Annotated in this window: 20 protein-coding genes; 1 reads left to right on the top strand and 19 read right to left on the bottom strand. The window is 62.9% G+C overall.

Features of this window, described 5'->3' with window-relative positions; translation table 11 throughout:
- The 4 genes from H6678_15355 to H6678_15340 form a co-directional block, all read right to left on the bottom strand.
- Nucleotides 1-385, bottom strand: a 385-nt coding sequence (locus H6678_15355; protein MCB9475178.1) for a hypothetical protein, incomplete at its 3' end; no start/stop codon positions are given.
- Entirely contained in the window at nt 285-1,016 is a 732-nt protein-coding gene (gene kdsB, locus H6678_15350; protein MCB9475177.1) for a 3-deoxy-manno-octulosonate cytidylyltransferase, read from the bottom strand. The genes kdsB and H6678_15355, both read right to left, overlap by 101 nt.
- Nucleotides 1,016-2,182: an HD domain-containing protein gene (locus H6678_15345; protein ID MCB9475176.1), complete on the bottom strand. Its 1,167-nt coding sequence runs from the start codon at nt 2,180-2,182 to the stop codon at nt 1,016-1,018. Before H6678_15345 ends, kdsB begins: the two co-directional genes overlap by 1 nt.
- A 113-nt stretch (nt 2,183-2,295) precedes the next feature.
- Nucleotides 2,296-3,501 (bottom strand): 6-phosphofructokinase, encoded by a 1,206-nt coding sequence (locus H6678_15340; GenBank protein ID MCB9475175.1) that lies wholly within the window; start codon nt 3,499-3,501, stop codon nt 2,296-2,298.
- A gap of 409 nt (nt 3,502-3,910) precedes the next feature.
- Here H6678_15340 and ispG point away from each other — a divergent pair, with 409 nt between their 5' ends.
- Nucleotides 3,911-5,824: a (E)-4-hydroxy-3-methylbut-2-enyl-diphosphate synthase gene (ispG, locus tag H6678_15335; protein MCB9475174.1), complete on the top strand. Its 1,914-nt coding sequence runs from the start codon at nt 3,911-3,913 to the stop codon at nt 5,822-5,824.
- Nucleotides 5,825-5,871: 47 nt separating this feature from the next.
- On the opposite strand, the gene H6678_15330 is transcribed toward ispG, so the two are convergent.
- The 15 genes from H6678_15330 to H6678_15260 form a co-directional block, all read right to left on the bottom strand.
- Nucleotides 5,872-7,713, bottom strand: coding sequence for a hypothetical protein (locus H6678_15330; protein ID MCB9475173.1), 1,842 nt, complete (start codon nt 7,711-7,713; stop codon nt 5,872-5,874).
- 98 nt (nt 7,714-7,811) lie between these two features.
- Nucleotides 7,812-8,453: a hypothetical protein gene (locus H6678_15325; protein ID MCB9475172.1), complete on the bottom strand. Its 642-nt coding sequence runs from the start codon at nt 8,451-8,453 to the stop codon at nt 7,812-7,814.
- 348 nt (nt 8,454-8,801) lie between these two features.
- Nucleotides 8,802-9,599: a M48 family metallopeptidase gene (locus H6678_15320; GenBank protein MCB9475171.1), complete on the bottom strand. Its 798-nt coding sequence runs from the start codon at nt 9,597-9,599 to the stop codon at nt 8,802-8,804.
- Nucleotides 9,596-10,063 (bottom strand): heavy metal-binding domain-containing protein, encoded by a 468-nt coding sequence (locus H6678_15315; protein ID MCB9475170.1) that lies wholly within the window; start codon nt 10,061-10,063, stop codon nt 9,596-9,598. Before H6678_15315 ends, H6678_15320 begins: the two co-directional genes overlap by 4 nt.
- 2 nt (nt 10,064-10,065) lie before the next feature.
- Complete coding sequence (locus H6678_15310; protein MCB9475169.1) at nt 10,066-10,383, bottom strand: YbjQ family protein; 318 nt, start codon at nt 10,381-10,383, stop codon at nt 10,066-10,068.
- Nucleotides 10,384-10,760: 377 nt separating this feature from the next.
- Nucleotides 10,761-11,249, bottom strand: a complete 489-nt coding sequence (locus H6678_15305; protein ID MCB9475168.1) for an NUDIX domain-containing protein — start codon at nt 11,247-11,249, stop codon at nt 10,761-10,763.
- Nucleotides 11,242-12,609 carry a hypothetical protein gene (locus tag H6678_15300; GenBank protein MCB9475167.1) on the bottom strand — a complete coding sequence of 456 codons (1,368 nt, stop codon included), beginning with the start codon at nt 12,607-12,609 and terminating at the stop codon, nt 11,242-11,244. The genes H6678_15305 and H6678_15300 overlap by 8 nt, the downstream gene beginning before the upstream one ends.
- 298 nt (nt 12,610-12,907) lie before the next feature.
- Nucleotides 12,908-13,222: a hypothetical protein gene (locus tag H6678_15295; protein MCB9475166.1), complete on the bottom strand. Its 315-nt coding sequence runs from the start codon at nt 13,220-13,222 to the stop codon at nt 12,908-12,910.
- Nucleotides 13,223-13,251: 29 nt separating this feature from the next.
- Nucleotides 13,252-13,455, bottom strand: a complete 204-nt coding sequence (locus H6678_15290) for a hypothetical protein (GenBank protein MCB9475165.1) — start codon at nt 13,453-13,455, stop codon at nt 13,252-13,254.
- Nucleotides 13,456-13,562: 107 nt separating this feature from the next.
- Complete coding sequence (locus tag H6678_15285) at nt 13,563-14,105, bottom strand: TIR domain-containing protein (protein ID MCB9475164.1); 543 nt, start codon at nt 14,103-14,105, stop codon at nt 13,563-13,565.
- Complete coding sequence (locus H6678_15280) at nt 14,102-15,241, bottom strand: nucleoside triphosphate pyrophosphohydrolase family protein (GenBank protein ID MCB9475163.1); 1,140 nt, start codon at nt 15,239-15,241, stop codon at nt 14,102-14,104. The genes H6678_15285 and H6678_15280 overlap by 4 nt, the downstream gene beginning before the upstream one ends.
- On the bottom strand, nt 15,238-15,918 hold the full coding sequence (locus tag H6678_15275) for a hypothetical protein (GenBank protein MCB9475162.1): 681 nt from the start codon (nt 15,916-15,918) through the stop codon (nt 15,238-15,240). Before H6678_15275 ends, H6678_15280 begins: the two co-directional genes overlap by 4 nt.
- Nucleotides 15,915-16,397 carry a TIR domain-containing protein gene (locus tag H6678_15270; protein ID MCB9475161.1) on the bottom strand — a complete coding sequence of 161 codons (483 nt, stop codon included), beginning with the start codon at nt 16,395-16,397 and terminating at the stop codon, nt 15,915-15,917. Before H6678_15270 ends, H6678_15275 begins: the two co-directional genes overlap by 4 nt.
- 5 nt (nt 16,398-16,402) lie before the next feature.
- The gene (locus H6678_15265; protein ID MCB9475160.1) at nt 16,403-18,463 is read right to left on the bottom strand and encodes a TIR domain-containing protein; all 2,061 of its coding nucleotides are present in this window, start codon (nt 18,461-18,463) and stop codon (nt 16,403-16,405) included.
- A gap of 479 nt (nt 18,464-18,942) precedes the next feature.
- Nucleotides 18,943-20,964 (bottom strand): T9SS type A sorting domain-containing protein, encoded by a 2,022-nt coding sequence (locus tag H6678_15260; protein ID MCB9475159.1) that lies wholly within the window; start codon nt 20,962-20,964, stop codon nt 18,943-18,945.
- Nucleotides 20,965-21,477 lie beyond the last annotated feature (513 nt).

The raw sequence follows: 21,477 nt of genomic DNA, 5'->3' as shown, positions 1-21,477 counted from the left end.
TGGTGGTGATGTCCAGAAAGCGCTCGTAATGCCCCAGATCCAGATCGGTCTCGGCCCCGTCCTCGGTGACGTAGACTTCGCCGTGCTGGTAGGGGTTCATGGTGCCCGCATCGACGTTGAGATAAGGGTCCAGCTTGATCACGTTGACCTTGAGCCCGCGCGCCTGCAGCAGGATGCCCAGGGAGGAAATCGTGATGCCCTTGCCCAGCGAGGAGACGACTCCCCCCGTGATGAAAATGAACTTGGATCTCAGGCGGGGGGTGCGGGCCACTTGGGTCTCCTTCTCATGGGTGGGCAAGCAGGGCTTCAACGGCGGCGATGTCCTCGGGTCGGTCGACACCGAGGGGCTGATAACTGACCCGGGCCACCCGCACTGCGATGCCATTCTCCAGCAGCCGGAGCTGCTCGAGCTTCTCGATGTGCTCGAAGGTGCTGCTCAGACTGCCGAGACGGGCCAGCAGAGCCGGGCGATAGCCGTAGATGCCGATGTGCTTGTGATAGCTCTCAAGAACGGGCGCCCCATCCCGCGGGAAAGGAATCACCGCCCGCGAAAAGTAGAGCGCGCGATTGTCGTGATCCAGAATCACCTTGGCCGTGTCCGGGCTCTCAAGCTCGGCCCGGTTGCGGAAACGGGTCACGGCTGTGGCGCACTGGCACTGCGGATCGCGGCGCAATTCGGCCACCACGGCGTCGATCACGCTGGAGTCCATCAGAGGCTCGTCGCCCTGGATGTTCACCAGCAGCTCCGCGTCGGAGCGCGAGGCCACTTCGGCCAGACGGTCGCTGCCGCTCTCGTGATCGGCGCGCGTCAGCTCCACCCGACCGCCGAAGGCCTGCACCGCGTCCGCGATGCGTGCGTCGTCGGTGGCCACCACCAGTTCATCCAGGGACGTGGCACGGCTGCAGGCCTGCCAGACCCACTGGATCATGGGACGGCCCAGAATCAGGGCCAGAGGCTTGCCGGGAAAACGGCTCGAGGCCCAGCGGGCCGGGATCACCCCCAGAACCCTGCCCATCAGAATACCTCTTCGGGCTGGAGGTCGCTCTGGTCCAGGCTTGTGCCACGCTGGATGCGCAGCGAGCCCAGCGCCAGATCCTCGAGGGTGACCGTCATCGGCCCACTGCGCACGGCCACCACGGGCAATCCGGGTTCCTCGCCCGCGCGCAGGGCCACGATGCCGCGGCGCCCATCACTCAGTTCCACGGCCGAGGACACGGGCCAGGGGCCCAGCCAGTCAAGGAAGGAGAACACCAGTTCCGCGGGAAACTCCCGGTCGGCCCAGGCACGTACCACATTGACGGCCGCCGCAGCCGGCAGGCCCTGTCTGGCTCCCCGGGGCTGCAGCAGATCGAGCCAGGCATCCACCAGTCCGGCTTCCAGCGCCAGAGGATGGATTTCGGAAACTCCCAGTCCTGCGGGGAACCCCTGTCCGTTGAAGCGCTCGTGATGCTGAGCCGCCACGGTGCTGACCACGCCGGGCAAACCCGGGATCTGACGCAGAATCGTCTCACCGAAGAGCGGATGCTCGGCGAAATCCTCTGAATCACGAGGGTCGCCTCCATGCCCGGGGCGGCAATCCACCATCCCGATGTCGTGCAGCAGGCCCGTCAGGGCCCGTGTGATCAACTCTTCGCGGCTGGCACGGGGGCTGCGGACAAGGGCCAGCCCCTGGAGCAGCCAGGCGCAACTCTGCGCCCTGCCCCCCTGTTCGGCATCCATGCGGTTGAAGGTCGCCAGCACGCAGCCCAGTTCGGGATTGTTCTCCAGCAGGCCCGCCTGATTCATCAAGGATTCCAGCAGGTCCCCCAGTGAAGGCTGGCCGCCCTGGGCCGCACTCTGCAGGATCAGCTGCTGCTGGCGCAGGCTCTTCTGGCCCAGATCTTCGGCGCGGTCCAGACTGGATCGCAGGGAGTCGAAGCGCTGCAGGTTGGCCTTGCTGCAGCGTCCGTCTTCCACAAGGTCGCGGCGCAGCAGGGGGACATCCAGCTGGAGTTCGTGCACTCCGTGCGCGGACAATTGCCAGAGCACGCCTTCGCTGCTGATCGGCTGACCGCTGCTGAAGATCTGCACGCGCCGCCCATCGTCACGCTGGATCCAGGCATCCCCGGGAAGCACCATGCCTACCCGCAGATTTTCCACGGGCAGTTTGCGTTGCTGGCGTTTCGGATCCTTCTGGCTCATTGATGTGTCCTGGCAAGCCGGCCGCCCCGGAGCAGCACCTCCGGCGTAGATCCGCGGCCGACACGTTGCGGGCCGTTCAGGTCAGCGGCCCGTGCACTGCGTGACAGAGGGTGCTAGAGTTCCACTTCCTGGTTGGGCCGGCCGAAATTGATGCCCAGCCGTTCGGCGAACATGACGGCCTGGCCCTGGGGATCCACCTGTTTGTACTGGCGGATCACGCTGTCCATGGGCACATCCGTGATGGTGGTGCCGTTGAGCACCGTGATGCGGTCGAACTGGCCGGCGGCGATCAGTTCCACGGCGTGAATGCCGAAGAAGGTGGCCAGCTGCCGGTCCGAGGCCGTGGGCGATCCGCCACGCTGGATGTGGCCCAGCACGGTGCTGCGGCACTGCATGCCCGTGCCCTCGCTGATCTTGCGGGCCAGCCAGCCGCCCACACCGCCCAGACGATCCATGTCGGACTGGCGCTCGGCGGCCTTCTCGGCCACGATGTGACTTCCGCCCGCTTCGTGGGCGCCTTCGGCCACCACGATGATCGAGAAATCCTTGCCACGGCGCTGGCGGCGAATGATGGCGTCATTGACTTCGTTGAGGTCGAAGGGGATCTCGGGAATCAGGATGATGTCGGCATCGCCGGAAATGCCCGTGTTGAGGGCGATCCAGCCGGCGTAGCGGCCCATGACCTCGAGGATCATCACCCGGTGGTGGCTGGCGGCCGTGTCGTGCAGGCGGTCGCAGGCTTCCATGGCGTTCTGCACCGCGGTGCGGAAGCCGAAGGTGTAGTCCGTGCCGGCCAGGTCGTTGTCAATGGTCTTGGGCACGCCCACCACCGGAATGCCCAGCTCGGAGAGCTCATGGGCGATGGCCATGGTGCCCTCGCCCCCGATGCAGACCAGGGCATCCAGGCCGAGATAGTGGAAGTTCTGCTTGATCAGGTTGCGCACGTCCAGATCCACGGCTTCGCCATTGCGGATCACGCGGCGATTGAAGGGGTATCCGCTGGAATCGGCGCCCAGAATCGTGCCGCCCTTCTGCATGATGCCGCGCACCTGCTCGATGCCCAGCGGCATGATCCGGCGCGTGTCGATCAGGCCTTCGAGGCCATTGAGAATGCCGGTGACTTCCCAGCGATATTTCTGGATGGCGGCCTTGGTGACTCCGCGGATGACCGCGTTCAGGCCGGGTGCGTCGCCACCGCTGGTGGATACGGCGATCCGTCGGATGGTACGTGGCGTTGCGACCACGCGGTTCGCCGCAGCCAGAGCAGCGGGAGATGTGCTGTCCTTGGCGTCATTGGACTCTTTTCGAGTGGGGGGCATCGGGCCTCCTGGATGGGGGAAAGACTGAGGGCAGCTGCCCTTGCCGTCAAACGGCGCGAAGGTAACACATGGGGCGCAACGGCCCAACCTGTGTGCCTCAGTGCCGGCGGGGCCGGCACTGAGGCTCCTCGCATTTTTGGCCTTTGGGCGCCGGCGGGCGCCCGAAGGCAAAAAATGCTGCTGTCAGCATGGGGGGGGCGAAGGGGAAGCTGCTGCGGTGGGCGAGGGAGGGGGCGAAGGGTGTGAAGGTGGGTCTGAAGTGACGAGGGGGCGCGAAAGGAGGTGTGGGGCGAGGTTGGCTTGGGTTGAGGGTGGGCGGGAGTTGCGCTGCGCTTCTGACGCAGCGCTTCCTTACTTTTGGCGTCTCGTCGCAAACCGTCGCGACATAGGAGTCAGCTTTCGGGGACCCATGTACGTCAAGAATCGCCTGCAATACCGTCGTTTCCAGACCCGGGTCGTGCCCATCGGCGACCTCAAACTGGGTGGCAGCCATCCGATCCGGATCCAGTCGATGACCAATACGCCCACCACGGATGTGGACGCCACCGTGGCCCAGATCCGTCGCATGGTCGATGCCGGTGCCGAACTGGTGAGGGTGACCGCGCCCGGCATCGAGGACGCCCGCGCGCTCAAGGAGATCCGCGCCCGGCTGAACCGGGCGGGCATTCGCGTGCCGCTCTGCGCCGACATCCATTTCAGCCCGCGGGCCGCCATGGAAGCCGCTCTGCATGTGGAAAAGGTGCGCATCAATCCGGGCAACTTCTCGGGACGCCCGGGGCGGGACTCCAGCGAGATCAGCGAACGGGCTTTCGAGGAGGGGCGCGAGCGGGCTCGCGAGGCGTTCAGGCCCCTGCTGGACCGACTCAAGGCCGAAGGGCGCGCCCTGCGCATCGGCACCAACCATGGCAGTCTGTCCCAGCGCATGGTGCAGCGCTATGGCGACTCGCCCCGCGGCATGGTCGAAAGCGCGCTGGAATACATCCGCTTCTGCGAGGAAGCCCGCTTTCACCAGATCGTGCTCTCCATGAAGGCCAGCAACGTCAAGGTGATGATCTACGCCTACCGTGAGCTGGTGGAACGGATGCGCGAACTGGAAATGGCCTATCCGATCCATCTGGGTGTCACGGAAGCCGGCGGCGGCATCGAAGGCATTCTGAAGAGCGCCCAGGGCATCGGCGCGCTGCTTGAAGACGGCATCGGTGACACGGTGCGTGTGTCGCTGACCGATCCTCCCGAGATGGAACTGGGGCCCGCGCGCGCGCTGGCCAGCCTGTTCAGCGGGCGCGGCGAAGGGCCGCGTCTGGCCTACCCCGAAGCCGGGCTGGGCTACACCTCATGGAGCCCGCGCGAGACACACCTGAGCGCCGACCGCAGCCACCGCTGGAGCTGCGGTGGGGCGGCCACCTTTCCGGTGACCCTGATGAGCAACGCCCAGGATGTGCCGGGCGTATCCGAGATGGACGAACGCCTGCCCCAGCCCGACAGCCGCATTCCGGCCGACCGTGGCGAGCAGGGTCTGGAAGGCAATCTGACCCTCTTCAATTCGGACCAGGTCAAGGACGGGGTCGTGCGCCGGATCATCCCGGTGGAAGTGATTCACGACGATGTGTCTTCCTGGACCGAGATGGCCGATTCGGTGGACGAAATCCTCCAGTTCCACCTGACCACCCAGGACCTGCCCCAGCTCAACAGCCTGGTGGATTACATCCATCACCACTTCAAGGCCGGGCGCACCCTGCTCTCGATCAGCGGTCCCGATCTGGTGCACCGCTACCGCCTGCTGGATCTGGCCCTGCGGCGCCTCAACTGCAAGATGCCCGTGGACCTGCTGGTGACCCGCGACCTCTGCCGTGATCCACTGGCGCTGGCCAGCCAGCTGGGCGCCCTGCTGGGCGACGGCATCGGCAACAGCCTGACCATCATGGGCGATGTGGCCATGACGGGCAGCCGCCTCTTCGCCTTCACCGTGCTCCAGGGCAGCGGCACGCGCATCTTCTCCACCGAGTTCGTCAGCTGCCCCAGCTGCGGGCGTACTCTCTTCGACCTGGAAGAGACCAGCCGCGCGATCCGCGCGCGCACCTCGCACCTCAAGGGCCTGAAGATCGGCATCATGGGCTGCATCGTGAACGGCCCCGGCGAGATGGCCGACGCCGACTTCGGCTACGTGGGCAGCGCCGCCGGCCGGGTGGATCTGTACGTGGGACAGGACATCGTCAAGAAGAACATCCCCGCCCCCCAGGCCGTGGACGAACTGGTGAGCCTGATCCGCGAGCACGGCAAGTGGGTGGACGCCGAACCCGCCCCGGTGGTGGCACCCGTCTGAACATTGGTGTTGAGCCCGCTGTCGACCACACGCTGCAAGCCTGACTCTCAGCGCACCAGCAGCGCCTTCACGACACCCAGCCGGCCCGAACCGCCTTCGATGCCCAGGAAGTAGACTCCGCTGGGCGCGTCCTGCCCGCCGTCGCTGCGGCCGTCCCAGTACACACCTTGCGAGCCTGCTGGTAGCGACCCCAGCTCCAGCACCCGGATGCGCCGGCCGGTCAGGTCGTGCACGACCAGGCGCAGTGTCTCACGCGCGGGCAGATTGAAACTCACAGTGGTGCCCGGATTGAAGGGATTGGGAAAGACCGCCAGCTCGAAGGCCTGCGGTCCGGCATGCCTGTCCTCCGCCACATCCGTGAACTCGATCTGGTATTGGCAGAGCTCGCCGCCGCGGTTCCAGACCCGGGTGTCCCAGGCCAGTTCCAGATGCAGAGTGTGCGTGCCATCCGGTGGGAGTACCAGCTCGGGAATCAGCTCGAGTGCTGTGTCCGTTGCCACCACCGTGTCGCTGTGCGCGACTTCCAGTCCATCGAGCCAGATTCCCAGACGCACGCTCTCATCCGGGCAGAGCGCGTTCTCGCTGGGGGCCACCGTCAAGTGGATCAACCCCGCATTCCATGCCACACGGAAAGCATCCGGATCCTCCACCATGCCGCACAGGGACTGGGCGATCTCACTGGGTTCGATCTCGAGGGGGTCCTCGTCCTCCCAGATCAGTTCGGGCCAGTAGGGCGGCGGACTGTCCAGCAGGTTGGGGTCGTGGCGCCAGTGCTTCAGTTGGTAGCCGACGGGGGTCAGCGGGTTCTGCCAGTACGCGGTGATCAGCGAGTACCCCCGCATCGAGAAGGCGATCGACCCCGCCAGCCAGATCGTGCCACGGTAGTCGGGCGTCGTGGCGTCCTGTCCGCACTCGATGCGCTGGGCGTGAGTGTCGCTCCAGCCGGAACAGTTGGGCTGAAGCACCGGAGCGGGATTGGGCGTGACCGAGGACTTCCAGAATTCCACCCCGTACCCGCAGCCCAGCGCCAGAATTGCCGCGGTGATCACGATATCGCGCCGATCCTGCCCGCAGACGGTGATCACCGGCGGGTAGGGCGAAGGGCATTGCCACGGGTGAGCGTTGGCTCCGTCACCCAGACCATTGGCTGTGGTGGCGGCAATCAGTACCTGGCTCAGACTGATCAGGCCGATGCGGTTGGGCGAGCCCGCAGGCACGGTTCCGAAGGTCTGCGGCGAGCCACAGGGATTCAGGATCACGTCCTCGGTGACCAGATCGCCGGTCAGGAACAAGGTGTCGCTGGCGACGACGGTCAGCTGGCCCGCAATCACCCCCTGGATGCGCGCCACGCCCTGGACCCAGATCACACCCGGACTGGCGGGCAGTGCGCGGGTTTCCCAGGGCAGCACGTAGCTGGTGTCCAGCCCCTGGACTCCTTCCTGTGTGTACTGACTCACATGATAGCTGGCCTGGTCGAACTGGATCCATGTGGTCAGCTGCAGCGAGTCCACATCCCGTCCCGCGAAACGGTGCCCGGGCTCCGCCTGCCCGGCGACCGCGAGGATTTCCGCCTCTCCGGGAAACACGGCTCGGTCAAAGCCACCGCGGAAGCCCTGCGGGAACACGGCGGGCAGGTCCGATGGGGAAATTGAGAAAACATCGCACATGACTGACGTGACCGGGCCGCCAATCTCGGGCCACGACATCGTGGTGATCCGCAGCTCGCCATTGGTGTGCATGCGCCCCACCATGAGGTCTCCGGAGTAGAAATTCACCAGCCCGTTGGCGGGAGTGAGCTCGCTGTCGCTGAGGTACAGCCAGTCGCTGAAATACGCGGCCCGGGCGGCCAGCGTCAGGACAAGAATCAGACAGGGAATGGTGCACTGCATCACGCCTCCGGCAATGGGAACTGACACAACGCTCCGGGTGGCATGTGGCAGTCGGGAGCATCACCACGGACTTCCCCGGACCCTGCGTGTTCGCCCGCTCAGAAGGGCTGGGCCAGTCCCACCCGATAGAAACGCTGGGATCCGTCCAGCGACACGCTGACCGGGCTGCTGGCGCCGTTGCTGGTGGGCGTCCAGTCGGGCTGCTGGATCTCGTTGGTCTGCTGCAGCACGAAGCCGGGAATCGCGGGGGTCCAGCTGAGACGTGCGCTGTCTGGCGAGAGTGTCTCGATGCTCAGCTCGATCTCGACCGGTGCGATGCGCCCGAAGAGAAACACTCCCGTGTGAAAGCCATTGCCCCCGATCTCGTAGCGGGATTCGGCGATGTCCAGCAGGCTGCTGGCGCCGGGCTGCAGCGGGTCCTGCAGCACCAGCATGATGTCGACCCCATCGTCGTGCGAACTGCCCGCCAGCGTGATCTCGATGGAGCTGCCGGGGTCGAAGCTGCAGATCAGGTCGCTCTGGTCATGGGTGGAATGGGGAATGTCCAGCTGCAGGAACTGGCCGCTGCCGTTCTCGAAATCGCCGGTCTGCCAGCTCCAGCTGAAGGTGCCCGTGATGCGGGCTCCCGTATCCGTGATGACCGATTCCAGCCAGTACAGGGCCTGCTCGGCCCTGAGCGGCCCCACCCACAGACAACAGAATGCAAGGACGATGGACAGTCTGAAAACGTTGGACATCATGCGGGCTCGCTCCTCTGGATCAATCTGGATGAATCACTCAACCGGTGACAGGTCACGACACACAAGATGGTACGGTGGGGGCCAGCTTTGCCAGAAGGAAGTGCGGGGCGCGACCTTCCGCTGTGCCCGCAAGACTGGGTACGCACACGCCTGAAGCCAGTTCCGGGGCCGCTCGGGCAGCCCGACCGGAACCCGGGGATCGGCGGGTGAAACAGTCTTTGTCGAGACCAAGTCCGGCTCAGGGTCCGGACTCCCGCAGCGCCCGTGCGTGCTGGTTCAACGCCTGGATCCGCTCGTCCGGCGCGGGATGGGTGAACAGCAGGGCAGCCCGGGCCGGCAGTCTCGGCCTCACTCGTTGCCGTCGTGCTCCTCCAGTGCCAGCGCATGCTCCTTCAGATCCTGGATGCGCTGGCGCGGCGAGGGATGTGTGGCGAACATGTAGCCCCAGGCCGGCAGCTCCTGCTGCTCCTCCAGCAATTCGAAGAGCCGCTGCACGCCGTCGGTGCTGCCGAACACGCGCTTCACCAGCTCGACGCCGAACCGGTCCGCACGCTCCTCCTGGTGGCGCGAGTAGCTGCGACCGATCACATAGTGATACATGTTGCCGATGGACGAGCTCCCCATGTGTCCGCCGAACAGGCCGCGCAGCGCAATCCCGAAGCCCAGAGTCCTCCCCGCGCCGCGCAGATGGTCCCGGTGCTGGAAGTGCCCCAGCTCATGGGCCAGCACGAAGCCCAGCGCCAGATCGTCGTCCAGTGCCTCCAGCAGGCCGCGTGTCACCCCGATCGTGCCTCCCGGAAAGGCGAAGGCGTTGGGATCGGGCGAGTCGATCACGGTCAGGCGCCAGGGCAGCGCCGGCACCAGCGAATCGGCGCTCAGCCTGTCCAGCACGCGCCTGGCCCGCGCAAGCTCCCCTGCATCGTCCCCGGACTGGCTGCCAGCCGGCACCAGAGCCTTGAACAGGCGGGCTTCCGTTTCGAAGGGAATCCGTTCCACGGCCAGGTCCACCACGAAGCCGATCAGGAGATACAGCCCCGTCACCAGCAGCACCGTGAACAGCGCCAGCTTCCGCAGCTCCCTGAACGCGCCGCCCCGGGCACCGCTGATGTCCGCCGTCCCGTCGGGCGACCTGTGAACGATGTTCACAGCACCGGCTCACGCACGAAGGTGATCGCCGTGCCCCAGGCCAGGACCTCGGCCGCCCCGATGGCCTTGCCGCGGCCCTTGGAAATGCTGCTGGTCTCGACGCGCACATTGATGATCAGGTCCGCATCGGGACACTCCTCACGCATGCGCAGCAGCGACTCGCGCCGCCCCCGGTCCAGCAGACTGCAATAGGCGCGCACTTCGCCGCCGAAGATGAAACGCAGCGTGGCCAGCACGCGCTTGAAGTAGTCCACGGAGACCACCGTGCATCCCATCACCATGCGGGCCTCGGCGACCTGGCGGTCGAGCGGATACTGCTTGCCCGTGAGCAGCGGCATGTGACGAAAGGTCTGCTCGCGCTCCCGGATCCGGGTGAAATGGCGCCGTTCAAGGATCGTGCCCACCACCATCGCCACCAGGATGACACCCAGGGGCAACCAGAGATTCTGGATCACGTCAAGCATGCTCAGTCCTCCAGCCTGACCGCGGTCCCGTACACATAGATCTCCGCCGCCCCCTGCGCGATCGACGAGGTGCTGAAGCGCACGTTGATCACCGCGTTGGCCCCCAGTTCCTGCGCCTGGGCCACCATCCGCTCGGTCGCCTGCTGGCGCGCATCGCCCAGCAGCTCCGTGTAGCCCTGCAGTTCTCCGCCGACCAGATTCTTGAGTCCGGCCATGAAGTCCCGCCCAATGTGCTTGGCTCGCACGGTGCTGCCAGAAACCAGGCCATAATGCTCCCGGATCTGGCGGCCGGGCACGCTCTCGATGTTGGTAAGAATCATGAAGCTCTCCTTCGTGGATCGTGGCTGGTGTGGGGTCCCGCGGGAGGACGGATCACGTCCGCGGGAATCGCAAACAGAACGGATTGTACAGGCTGTCGAGGTTCCTCTTGAGTCCGCGTCCATGAGCGGCAAGGCGGATGCCCGTCGGCCCGCTCACGGCTCCAGATCGCGCGCTGCTCGCATCCTGCGAATACGGGGCGTCACATTCAGGGATTTCTGGGGCGGGCTGCCGGGTTGACTGAAATCCGGATGGACAGCATGATCAACCGCCCATTCGGCCAGGGCACTGAATACGAATTCTGGCCCCATGTCCATCCTTGCCTGCCGGGGATGCCCCCGGCGCGCCAAATGGTAGCCAGAGCAACCGTCAGCGACAATCAAACCCCACAATCCAGGGGTTCCGATGGATAGTGACCCTTCAGAACATCCGGCAGCAGTTCCGCCACGGAGCGCGGTGCGAATTCCTCCCGGCTGGATTTCAGCTCGTCCAGGGTCCACCACTTGTGGTCCGTGATATACGCATCCTGGCTTGCGGGGTTCATGACCCATGTCTCGGTGTGCGCCACAAAGAATCGTTCGACCTGATCCGCGGGCCTGCCATTCCAGAGATGCCGGTGACGCCGGATCCAGACGCAGGGCCCAAGAGTGAAGGGGCAACCCACTTCTTCATCAAGCTCCCTGCGTGCCGCCTGCTCAAAGGTTTCAGCGCCCTCCAGACCCCCACCGGGCATGACCCAGAAGACTTTCCCGGACTGAGGCTCCTGCGCCCGCAGGTACAGCACACGACGCCCCGGACCAATCAGGATGATCCGCGAAGCCCGTCGTGGATTGGCTGGCAGGGGGTCACGCATGTGCTGCTCACTCATCGCCATCGCCTGAATGAAGCTGGAACACAAAATCCCTGGGTTGACTGGAAGGGTTGAGGTTGAAATTCGCCGCATCGATTTCCGCTTCCGCGACCTTGGCATCCGAGTCAATGCAATCATAGCCAACTGAATGGACCATCCCCGTCTCCGGCGTGAAACGAATGCTGGACTCCCCGAATGGATCGGCAGGAACAGCTGGCAGGTACTCCGGAACCAGATCATCCAGCGAGTCAATGCGCATTCCGCGGTCAAGAAGGTAGAGCCGGGCTGCGATCTTGAGTCTGAGGACCCTGTACAGCACCTCACACTTCAGGACACTCTGGCACATGCCGACATGGCTCTTGAGCTGCGATCCGGTGGCCGCACCGCTGATTGCCGCCCCCACACCATTGGGCATCAGCGTCGTGTTCAATGGGTGCAGTTTTCTGGCCAGCTCAGAAGGCTTCTGAGTGGAATACTCCCAACAGACTGCTGGATTGTCCACCAGTTCAAGAAGGTGATCCTGCTGCTTCAGAATCCGCCGCTTCGTACGATTGGGCATCAGCAGGTAATTCTTGTACCAGTCAGGACTGTCGATCAAGGAAGGAGTCCCGAGTGAAAAGAACTCGATGGCCTTGTCACAGTCGGGACAATCTCTTTTAAGCAGGCCTTCCTTGAACTCGTCAACGAATGCCAGAGTTCTCTGAGCATCGAGCACGATGGCTCGTCTGTATCCGCTCCGGCCAGGATCCGCCTCTTCCAGTGCGCTGGACAGGTCAAGCAGTTCCGCGTGATCCAGCAACTCCTTCATCAAAAGGGTGTTGATCAATTCGTAGCAGGACACACTGAGAATCCGGCCCACAAGAAACTGCGTCAGGGACGTGGCGCCCGATTCATACTTCTTCGAATAGACCAACAGTGCGCGGATATCCTGGACTGCCCTGTCGTCATCGGCAAGAGCGTGATTGACCGCTCTGAGACGGCGCAATCTCATCAGTCTGATGAATGGCTCCGGATCTGGCCGGGCCTCAAAGAAGGACTCCGGTACAGGACCATAACAGACAGCCCGTGTGTTGGCACGGTCCATCGCCTCAAAATCCGCATCGTGCCCCAGAAGCAGTCGATCAACTTCCTCCTGGTCCCAGGATTCAAGCGCCACAAAGCTCTCGATGAGTCTGTATTCCCCAATGGAGTGGGAATAGTCAATGTTGGCACCGGCGGCCTGATATCCACCATACGCGTTCTCCGCATCCGCAATGGTGACCTCAATCTGGTTGGGCAGTTCCACGTCCGGGATGTCACCATACAGCGCACATCCAAGCACGAAGACCGCAACCGCAGCGACTACGATGGCGACTATGATGAGTGTGCGCTTGATCATGAGTCTCTCCATGCGATCGGATCGGTGATCGAGGCAGATGCTGTTCGGTCAGCTCATGAGCGTTTGTCGTGATCGGCTTGGAGCGGTGAGCTCGTCAAGCTGGGCGCTCATGTGTCAGCTGCCCGCGCAGAGGTCGTGTCCGATCACGGCAAAGTCCAAATCAACGGGCTCGCCAGATTCACGCCCTCGCCATTCCCCCAGGAAACCCGCCAGAACGCCCCAGCTGATCGCGTGACCACTCCCGGCCACTGTCGGCGCTGCGGTCCGCAACAGCGCCCGCAGCCCCTGGCCCGCCCGCTCAGGTCGCGTTCCACTCGTACACGGTGACCAGTGATGACCCGCTAGTATGCACCGGATCCGTGAACGCGATGGCCCTGGCCTGATCAAGACTGGCGGCCCGGTTCAGATAGGCCCCGCCGAACCCGCCTTCGCGAGCCTCCGCGGCGCTCCGTCGGCCATCATCTGCTCGACTAGCCGAAAGAGGTTTCGGCGCTTGCGCGGTCTTCCGAACGCCGGCGACGGCATGATGTACGCGGCCGAGTAGACGCGTTCGCCTACGTCGAGCAGCCCGTCCGGTACCTTCGCGTAATCGCCGAACGAGAAGTCGCGCCAGCTCCACACGCCGAGCCCAGTGCGAAGGCTCTACCACGTCTCAATTTTGTTGAACAGCTTGAACAGGATTGTTCGGAAGAATACTCCCTCGGGCTTCTGCCAGCCCTCGTAGTTCACGCGGCGGATCAGGTACTGACTAACGCGGTCCGACGCTCGGTACGTATTTGTGAAGCGGTGCCCACTGAGGATCTGACCTTTCGTCCACGGCGGCGTGTTGCCGACAAGCCGATGCATGAACATCGCCTAGCGCTCCGACGCGAAGCGCCTAAACGAGTCGAACACAGGCGTCGTCCTGAGCATGCGAGTTCCCGGAAGGCGGATCTCGAAGTCTGCTCGCACACTCAGTCGGTCCATGCGGCCCCCGTGCGATTCTTTCTAAACGTCGCTCGGGAGTTGTCGGGCTGCTTTGTGCTCTTCCGCAGGTAGGCGTCGTGAATCCAGCCTTGGACAGTCGTCGGGTTGTCGGACCAATTGTAGATGGTTGCGAACTCGCACTTGATGTTGTCGTATAGGCGCGGCGGAATCGTGTGCAGGTTGTACTCCGTTGGGGCATTTCGCGGGTACGTGGGCAGCAAGATGCCAAAGAGGCCAGAGCGCGGATTGTACTCTGTCTGTCGAATCGACGAACCGATCTCCCAGTCGATGTGCTTCCGTTGCCATGACTCGGCACCGATCAAGACGACCGTGACCGAGGTATCGCGGAGGTACTCGTCCCGGATCTTCTGGCGGATCGTCTCGGCAGGCAGGTTTGAGTCGATGTCTCCATCTTCCACCGATCCTGAGACGAGGACGTCGAAGATGTGTCTAAATCGCTCGAACATCATCTTGTACGCCTCGTCGAGCGCGTGATGATAGCTGACGAAGACATTGTGTCTGTTACTCATGGAGCTCCTTGCGAAGTAGACTGCAGCGGATACTGGTCGTCGCTCGCGACGGGGGGCGCGTAGGTAAGTCGGCGGGCGCTGAGGTCGAGCGTGACGCATCCTCCCAGACCTGCGCACAACGAACGAAAGACGCGGTAGCCGTCGAGGATCGCGGTCTCCCACTGCCATAGTGGAACGGTTTCGACCTCGAAGCCCTCGACAAACTCCTTGACCGTTTTGAGAAGGTCGAGGTCGACGTGTTCGAGCCCCTCGAAGAACCTGAGCTGCTTGGCACGGCTGAAGACGATCGCGGAGACAGCCTCCTCGATGATGCCAGCGCGTGCGCCGTCCTGCGCCTCGTCAATCTTCGCGTTGCTCTTGCGCTTCGTTCGCATGAGCGCACGCACGACGGGCGACCACCCGAGATGCACGGCGTAGGCGAAGTGGAAGATGTCGTGGAAGCGGTAGCCGTCGGGGTCCCCGATGTTGTCGGTGAGTCGGTCGCCGAAATTGATGTCGTTACACCGAAGGATGACGGCCTTGTGGCTGCCGCGGGCCCGCTCTAGGAAATCAATCTTCAGCTGTCGGGGGAGCTGCTCCTCCACCGGGAAGGCGTCGTCAAAGAGGGGCGCGTAGCCCTTCTCGTGGGGCCAGCAGCTCCGGGTCTTCGCCGTGTTGCGCTCAGCGGCGTCGCGGAGACAGACGTCCGCGTCGTTGCAGAGCACTGTCAGGTACGCCCACGTGCGTCCCAGACGTGTCCGCATTTCTTCGCTCTTCAATGTGCTGACCGCCGCAATGACTTCGCCCACTGCCACTCCGAAGTCGAGGTGCCTCGTGAGCTGAGGCCCGTCTGTCGCTGGAAGCACGACATTGCCCGGCACGGGAAGTTCTTCGAGCAGGCCGGGCGCGACGACCGCAGCGAGGCGCACGAAGTACCAGAGGAAGTCGCCGATCTCCTCGACCATCCTCTCGCGGTAAACCGGGTAGGCCTCGCGTTCCCGGCGCTTCTTCTTGAGTTCGGATACGACACTTCCAGCTTCGCCGAACAGACCTGCAGCGAGCAGCGCCGCGTGGTCCGGCTTGTCTTTGAACTTGTCCGTCTTCGCTGCGAGTGCAGCGAACTCGAGGAGCCAAGCCCGTTCGACGTCCGCCGTCATCGCGCGCTCCGTCGACGGGCCGTCCTCGAGCGCGGCTGGGTCTCCTTCGACGTCGTCGAAGATGCACGCTGGTGCTTTGCGAACTCCAAGGGCTCTCCATGGACGCCCCACTTGTTCTCTTCCTTGAGCCACGCCGCAAACGCAGCGGGCAGCTCGTTGTGGAACACGCGATGGCCTCTGCCAGCGCAGATATCGTCCTTCTCCTTGCCGAACGCTCGGAACCTCATCGGGATCGTCGGAGCTGAGAGCCCCCAGTAGACGAACTTGCTCGCGACGAGCAGACGATCGACGCCTGTGTCCCGCGCAAGGTTGTCCTTATCAATGCGGCCCTTCTCCTTGCTGTGGTGAGAATCGGCCTGCACCCAACGCTTGCCGACACGGTGGTAAATGTTGTCTCCGTATAGGACCTGCAGACTGCCAGTAAGGTTCGGCCGCTTCTGGATAAACCGTGGGTCGCTCCAGTACGTGTCAAAGTCGAGGACCTCGCTCACCTGCATCGCAAATATGAGACGGCCTGAGTACCCATAGGCGACCTTTGCACCGGTGCCGACGACCCAATCTCCAACGGATGCGTGCTCGCGGATCTTTGGCTTGCACGTGGCCAACGTGCAGAACCCGAAGAATGGGTTCGGAGCGAACCCGAAATCGCGCGCGACGACGTACGAGTAGAGCTTCATCCGCAGCTGTACCTCTTGACCGTCCACGCCCCTGTGGTGCGTGGTGCCCCGGTTGCTGGGTCGTCCCACCCAGTGATGTTGCCGTTGATGGCGTCGACAATCCGGTCGCTCTGCCAGCCGATGATGGCCGCAGCGTGCTTTGCCAACTCTTCGGGAATGTCAGCGTCCGTGGCGCCCTGAGCGTACACGCCAACGACATTCTTCCCTTGTTCGATGGCGTACTTGATCTCCCAGTTTACCCAATCGCTCTGGGCGGTGTCATGGGTGATCAGGACGACCAGCGTGCTGGCCCACTGGATCCGCGGTGCGAGGATGTCGCGCTTGATGTAGTCCTCGTTCGACGCCGCGTTGGGCTTGTCGCTGTTGATCGACCCGTCGCGGACTTCCATGCCTGCTTTCGAGATGAGGTCTTTCAGCTTCGGCAGCAGGGAATCGTCTTTGTGGACGTGAGAGATGAAGATGTTCTTCTTGACCGACATGCTCCTTACTCCCCGCTGTCAGCGGTTGCTGGTTGGTTGAGTTGCTGCAGCCCATGAAGGACCAACTCGACGATGCGCTCTGCTGAGCGCGAAGTCGCGAGCTCACGGTTCTCCTCGACGGACAGTCCATTCTTGAGCCCCGAGGTGCCGCACGTTTTCAGCTCGGCGGCGATGTTTTCGAATTTGTCCCACTTCACGCCGCGGTCCACGTAAAGCTTCTTCAGCTCGGGCGCGTGCGGCAACGCCTCATGGTACGCTGAGGTCAGCTCAGCGCGCTCGATCCCATCAAGCGCGTCGAGCACAAGTCGCGCGCAGCCCCCGAACGCACCGATGAGGTAGACCGGGCGCTGCCCCCGAATCGCGAAGAGCGATTCCTCAAGGACGCCCGGCATTCGGCCAAGGTAGGGGCTGTCTCGCCGCCCGAGTTTTCCTCCAACCACGACGCGCGCGCTCATCTCGGTCGTCTGTCGCTCTCGCATCGCGGTCAGCCCTCTGGACCACGCGAAGCGACGATCAGGTGTGTCGGCTGGAACTTCGACGTCGGGCGTCGCGACGAAGGAAGAGTCAAGCAATTCGTCGATGTCCGTCGGTCGGTCGCAACGAAGCATCTCTACTAGCGGACCGAGGCGAGCCTCGTCGCGAACCGAGGCGAGCATCGGCCACGGGAGGTACGTAACGAGCTCGGCAGCAACCTGCTCCGTGATCGGCATGCCTCGGAGTTGCTCCACGATCGGGTCGCGGAGAAGGTCAGCGAGACGCAGCGTGTAACTTTCGGGCCCGAGGTGCCCGCCGTAGGCCAGCCGGACCCCAGCCACGAGCAGGTAACGAGACAAATCCAGGAGGATCGAGTCCAGGTGGGCGCTTCGAAGGCCGAAACGGCCTAGGTCCTCGGCGCCCGACACCGACAATGCAACCGTGAGGTTGCGGCTGCGAAGATCGTGGGCAAGAGCGTGGCGCTGCAGGGGTGTCTCGACCCGCACGCCCGACCGCTCAAGCACCTCCAGCTCCTCGGGCCCGAGGGGCGGATCCGGGTACAGGACGACGGGCTGGTCCTTCTCCTTTCTGTGGTGAATGATGGTCACCAACTCGGGGCCTGTCGGCAGGACCACATCTCCTTCACGCTTGCGCTGCTTTAGGCTCTCTTCGGCATAGTCGTGGCGGAGCACCTCACGAAGGAGGAGGTCCACGACGCCCTGGGCGTCCTGAGCTTTCCAGCGAAGGACCGGCGTGTTGCCAGAGTACGGAAAGCGACGAGTCTCTCGTTCCTGAACGGCGTCGACGATGACGACCGGCCGTTGATGGTACTTCGCGAGGAGCACCTCCTTCCGGCACCATGAACGAGACGAGTACGAGTCGGTCACGATCGCCAGCAGTGCAGAGTCCTTGACCCCTTTCTCGATCTCGTGCGCGAATCGTGATCCTGTCGAGATGTCGCCACTGTCGAACCAGGTCTTCTCGGGCTGGGTGGCCGTCAAGTGGGCGAGGAGCGTCTTCACGACGCGCGGCTCGTGCTCGAGGTCCATTTTGGTGTGACTGAGGAAGATCGTGACCGGCGGCCCGTCCTCGTTCTCAGTGTGTGGCCGTAGCCTTCGAATCAGAAGATGAACGAGACGTCGCGCGATGAAACTGTGCCGCTCTTCGATCCCGTCGATCGCCCATGCTCGAAGGAAGTTCGTGTCGTCGAGCCGCTTGTCGATTGGCCACGCGCTCTCGGTGAGCTGCACTGGCATGAAGCGGTGCCCAGCGGCCTCGGTGATCTCGCGAAGTTTGGTTGCGTACTCGCCCCACCTCCTTCCGCTCTTCGTCCGTTTGCTCGCAGAAACCGCCAGATGGTCATCCGCCAGCAACACCACGAGCACGCGGTCAGCCTCGGTGGCGACTGCAGGTTCGGGCGGTTCTCCCGAGCCGTCGTTGGGCGTGAAGCAAGTCGGGATCTGAAGGCCCGGTACCGCCGGGTCCGCGTTCAGCACCTCGTGCAAGTACGCCGCTGCGGCAGCAGCGTCTTTCGACTCCGGGTGAAACTCAAACTGGACGAGCAGCGGAAAGCGTTGGTTCACTCCGCTCATCTTTCACTTCTCCTCGCGTTTTCACCGCTCCATCGCACCGCATTCTTAGTTGCAGTCCGCCCAACATTGAGTAAGCAGACTCTTCGGGTCCGTCCGTGTCCTACAAAATTCTTGCCTTGCTCTAAAACCAGCGCAAATCGGTACCTCCTGATGACACAACAGAATTCCAGGACCAGTTGTGCGCCTTCCGCTAATTGAATCCGAGGAGCCAGGGGAAGCCACTCAACGTTACCGTACCCATATGCGGGTACGCAAGCGCTGCGGCCACATGACGGGCCGTTTCGCATTTAACTTCGTTCGGCCTGATAGTTGGACGACGAAAGTACTTCCGCCAGAGCGACACTCAAAGCATCATTCCGCCCCGATGCACGGAATCATGCCTGCCATGTCTGTCGTTCGGTGTTGGCTTTGGGTCACCCGGACCTGACAGAGTAACGAGGTGCAGGGCCATCCGAGGATTGGATTCTGCGGTTGCCTGGTCACCTCAGGAGCAGACACTTCCTGCTCTGAAGGTCCCCTGAAGCATTCCGCAACTGCAGGAAGTAGCAGCCTGATGCGGCTGGCAAGCCGTCTGCGGTCAGACCGTCCCAGCTGACTTGATGACTTCCGGCGGAAAGAGTGCCGAGAGCCCGCCAGCTCACCCGGCGACCGGCGATGTCGTACACGGCCAGAGAGAGCGGCCCCGCCGCCCGTGTTTCAAAGGAAATGGTCGTGGAAGGATTGAAAGGATTGGGAAACACGGATTGGATCCGCAGGCTGGCCGGAAGTACACGAGCGACAACCGGTTCGCCCATACCGGTACTTGCTGACTGAATACCCAGACTGAAATCCCCACCGGCCGCGATCGCCAGGAAATTCGAATTTGGTGTCGGGACGCTGCCCTGGCCAACGTTGTTGCGCCCCCAGGACACGATCGATCCGTCAGCTTTCAGGCCGAAGCTGTGTTCCGTACCCGCCGAAAGTGCCACGAAATCCGAGTTCGGTTCGGGAACGACGCACTGGCCATATCGATTGTTGCCCCAGGCCACGATGGATCCATCGGCCTTCAGACCCAGACTGTGAGAGGTGCCCCCTGCCAGGGCCGAAAAATCCGTATTGGGTTCGGGCACAGTGCATTGACCAGAACTGTTGGATCCCCAAGCCACGATCGAGCCATCGGACTTCAGACCCAGACTGTGACGGTGTCCCTGTGCGATGGCCACGAACTCCTCGTTGGGTGATGGAATGTCGCACTGGCCATACTGGTTGCTTCCCCAGGCCACGATGGACCCATCCGCCTTCAGGCCCATGCTGCAGACCATGCCGCCTTCAAGCGCGATGAATCCCGTGTTTGGTTCGGGTACATCGCACTGGCCGTGTTCATTGTTTCCCCAGGCAACAATCGACCCGTCATTCTTGAGGCCAAGACTGTGATACCTGCCCCGGGCAAGTGCCATGAAATCCGCGTTGGGTGCGGGAACATCGCACTGGCCATACCCATCGCCGCCCCAGGCAATGATGGATCCGTCCGTCCTGAGGCCCAGACCGTGGCCCTCCCCCGCGGCGAGTGCGACAAACTCCACATTGGGCACAGGAAGACTGCACTGTCCATAGTAATTGTAACCCCAGGCCGCCAGGGAGCCGTCGGCATTCAGGCCCAGACTGAATTCATCTCCCGCCGCAAGCGCGACGAACTCCGTGTTGGGCGCAGGGACCGACCCAACGTTTCCCCAGGCTACAATGGATCCATCGGCCTTCAGGCCCAGGCTGAATGTGTTACCGGCCGCAAGTGCGACAAAGTCCGTATTGGGTTCGGGAACATCGCATTGTCCGAAGTCATTGCTTCCCCAGGCAACGATGCACCCATCCGCCTTCAGGCCCAGGCTGTGGCCACCGCCACTTGAGAGATCAATGAAGTCCGTATTGGGCTCCGGGACATTGCACTCTCCATGGAAGTTGAATCCCCAGGCCACGATGGCCCCATCGGCCTTGAGGCCCATGCTGAATGTGTTGCCGGCCGAAATCGCCACGAAGTCCATGTTGGGTGCGGGAACATCTATCTGGCCGAACCAATTGTCTCCCCATGCTGTTATTGACCCATCGGCCTGAAGACCCAGACAATGAACAGAACCCGCCGCAATCGCGACGTAACCCACGTTGGGATCCGGAACATCAAGCTCTCCAGAAGAATTGCCCCCCCAGGCCATGATGGACCCGTCTGCCTTGAGGCCCAGGCTGAAGGAGTTTCCCGCAGCGATCGAAATGAACGACGTGTTGGGTGATGGCACAATGCACTCACCAGCCAGATTGTGTCCCCAGGCCGTGATGGATCCGTCTGCTTTCAGGCCCAGACTGTGGTAGCTGCCAGCAGCCAGTTCCACAAGACCCTCCAGCTCATCCTGTGCCACGACCACCTGGCTTCCCCAGCCCACAACGGACCCGGATTCCTGCGCGTGGCCGACTCCGGGAGCGAGCACGCAGCCTGCGAACAGCAGGATCACAGAGATGGAGAGCTTCCTCACGGGGTTTTCCTCCAGTTGCAGTCAACGACGATCGGGATTACCGGACCGGCTTGATTCGTGGATTTCTCACAAGCGATTCCAATTTGCTGCAGACCGCTTCAACGAATCTGCAACGAGCGATATTCAATTGACTGCAAATGCCGCGCCACACCCAAGTGCATGTTTCTGCTTCCGCCAGACTGCATTTCCAGCGGAATTGCACAGAATTCCATCCGACGTGAATGAAGTGCCATCTGCTTTGTATCGAAATCAAGAACCGCGACGGATTGAACTCAATTCCACCAAACATTCCGAAGGGGCAAGAACCAATTCTGTTTCGATTCAGATTCATTTCTCATTGCGATTCCAAGCAAACTCATGGCGAACAGTGCCACACACGCAGTGAATGAAGACGTCGTGACACAGTGTGGAATGGACCGCATGGAATGCAGTCAATGCATCGACAGCATCCCCTATCACAGCGTTGACTCCGGTGGCGGAACCATCGAGACAGAACGGTCGAGCAGGAGCGTG

It is taken from the genome of Candidatus Delongbacteria bacterium, from assembly GCA_020634015.1.
Taxonomy (GTDB): domain Bacteria; phylum CAIWAD01; class CAIWAD01; order CAIWAD01; family CAIWAD01; genus JACKCN01.
Note: the sequence above shows the minus strand (reverse complement) of the source record. Positions and strands in the feature narration are given on the sequence as shown.

Bases quoted from the DNA above. Each gene is read 5' to 3' on its own strand.
- H6678_15340 (MCB9475175.1), bottom strand. From the start codon at position 3,501: ATGCCCCCCACTCGAAAAGAGTCCAATGACGCCAAGGACAGCACATCT.
- H6678_15265 (MCB9475160.1), bottom strand. From the start codon at position 18,463: ATGAGCGGAGTGAACCAACGCTTTCCGCTGCTCGTCCAGTTTGAGTTT.
- H6678_15270 (MCB9475161.1), bottom strand. From the start codon at position 16,397: ATGTCGGTCAAGAAGAACATCTTCATCTCTCACGTCCACAAAGACGAT.
- kdsB (MCB9475177.1), bottom strand. From the start codon at position 1,016: ATGGGCAGGGTTCTGGGGGTGATCCCGGCCCGCTGGGCCTCGAGCCGT.
- H6678_15325 (MCB9475172.1), bottom strand. From the start codon at position 8,453: ATGATGTCCAACGTTTTCAGACTGTCCATCGTCCTTGCATTCTGTTGT.
- H6678_15300 (MCB9475167.1), bottom strand. From the start codon at position 12,609: ATGATCAAGCGCACACTCATCATAGTCGCCATCGTAGTCGCTGCGGTT.
- H6678_15315 (MCB9475170.1), bottom strand. From the start codon at position 10,063: ATGCTTGACGTGATCCAGAATCTCTGGTTGCCCCTGGGTGTCATCCTG.
- H6678_15280 (MCB9475163.1), bottom strand. From the start codon at position 15,241: ATGACGGCGGACGTCGAACGGGCTTGGCTCCTCGAGTTCGCTGCACTC.
- ispG (MCB9475174.1), top strand. From the start codon at position 3,911: ATGTACGTCAAGAATCGCCTGCAATACCGTCGTTTCCAGACCCGGGTC.
- H6678_15345 (MCB9475176.1), bottom strand. From the start codon at position 2,182: ATGAGCCAGAAGGATCCGAAACGCCAGCAACGCAAACTGCCCGTGGAA.
- H6678_15285 (MCB9475164.1), bottom strand. From the start codon at position 14,105: ATGAGTAACAGACACAATGTCTTCGTCAGCTATCATCACGCGCTCGAC.
- H6678_15290 (MCB9475165.1), bottom strand. From the start codon at position 13,455: ATGCATCGGCTTGTCGGCAACACGCCGCCGTGGACGAAAGGTCAGATC.
- H6678_15330 (MCB9475173.1), bottom strand. From the start codon at position 7,713: ATGCAGTGCACCATTCCCTGTCTGATTCTTGTCCTGACGCTGGCCGCC.
- H6678_15305 (MCB9475168.1), bottom strand. From the start codon at position 11,249: ATGAGTGAGCAGCACATGCGTGACCCCCTGCCAGCCAATCCACGACGG.
- H6678_15275 (MCB9475162.1), bottom strand. From the start codon at position 15,918: ATGAAGCTCTACTCGTACGTCGTCGCGCGCGATTTCGGGTTCGCTCCG.
- H6678_15310 (MCB9475169.1), bottom strand. From the start codon at position 10,383: ATGATTCTTACCAACATCGAGAGCGTGCCCGGCCGCCAGATCCGGGAG.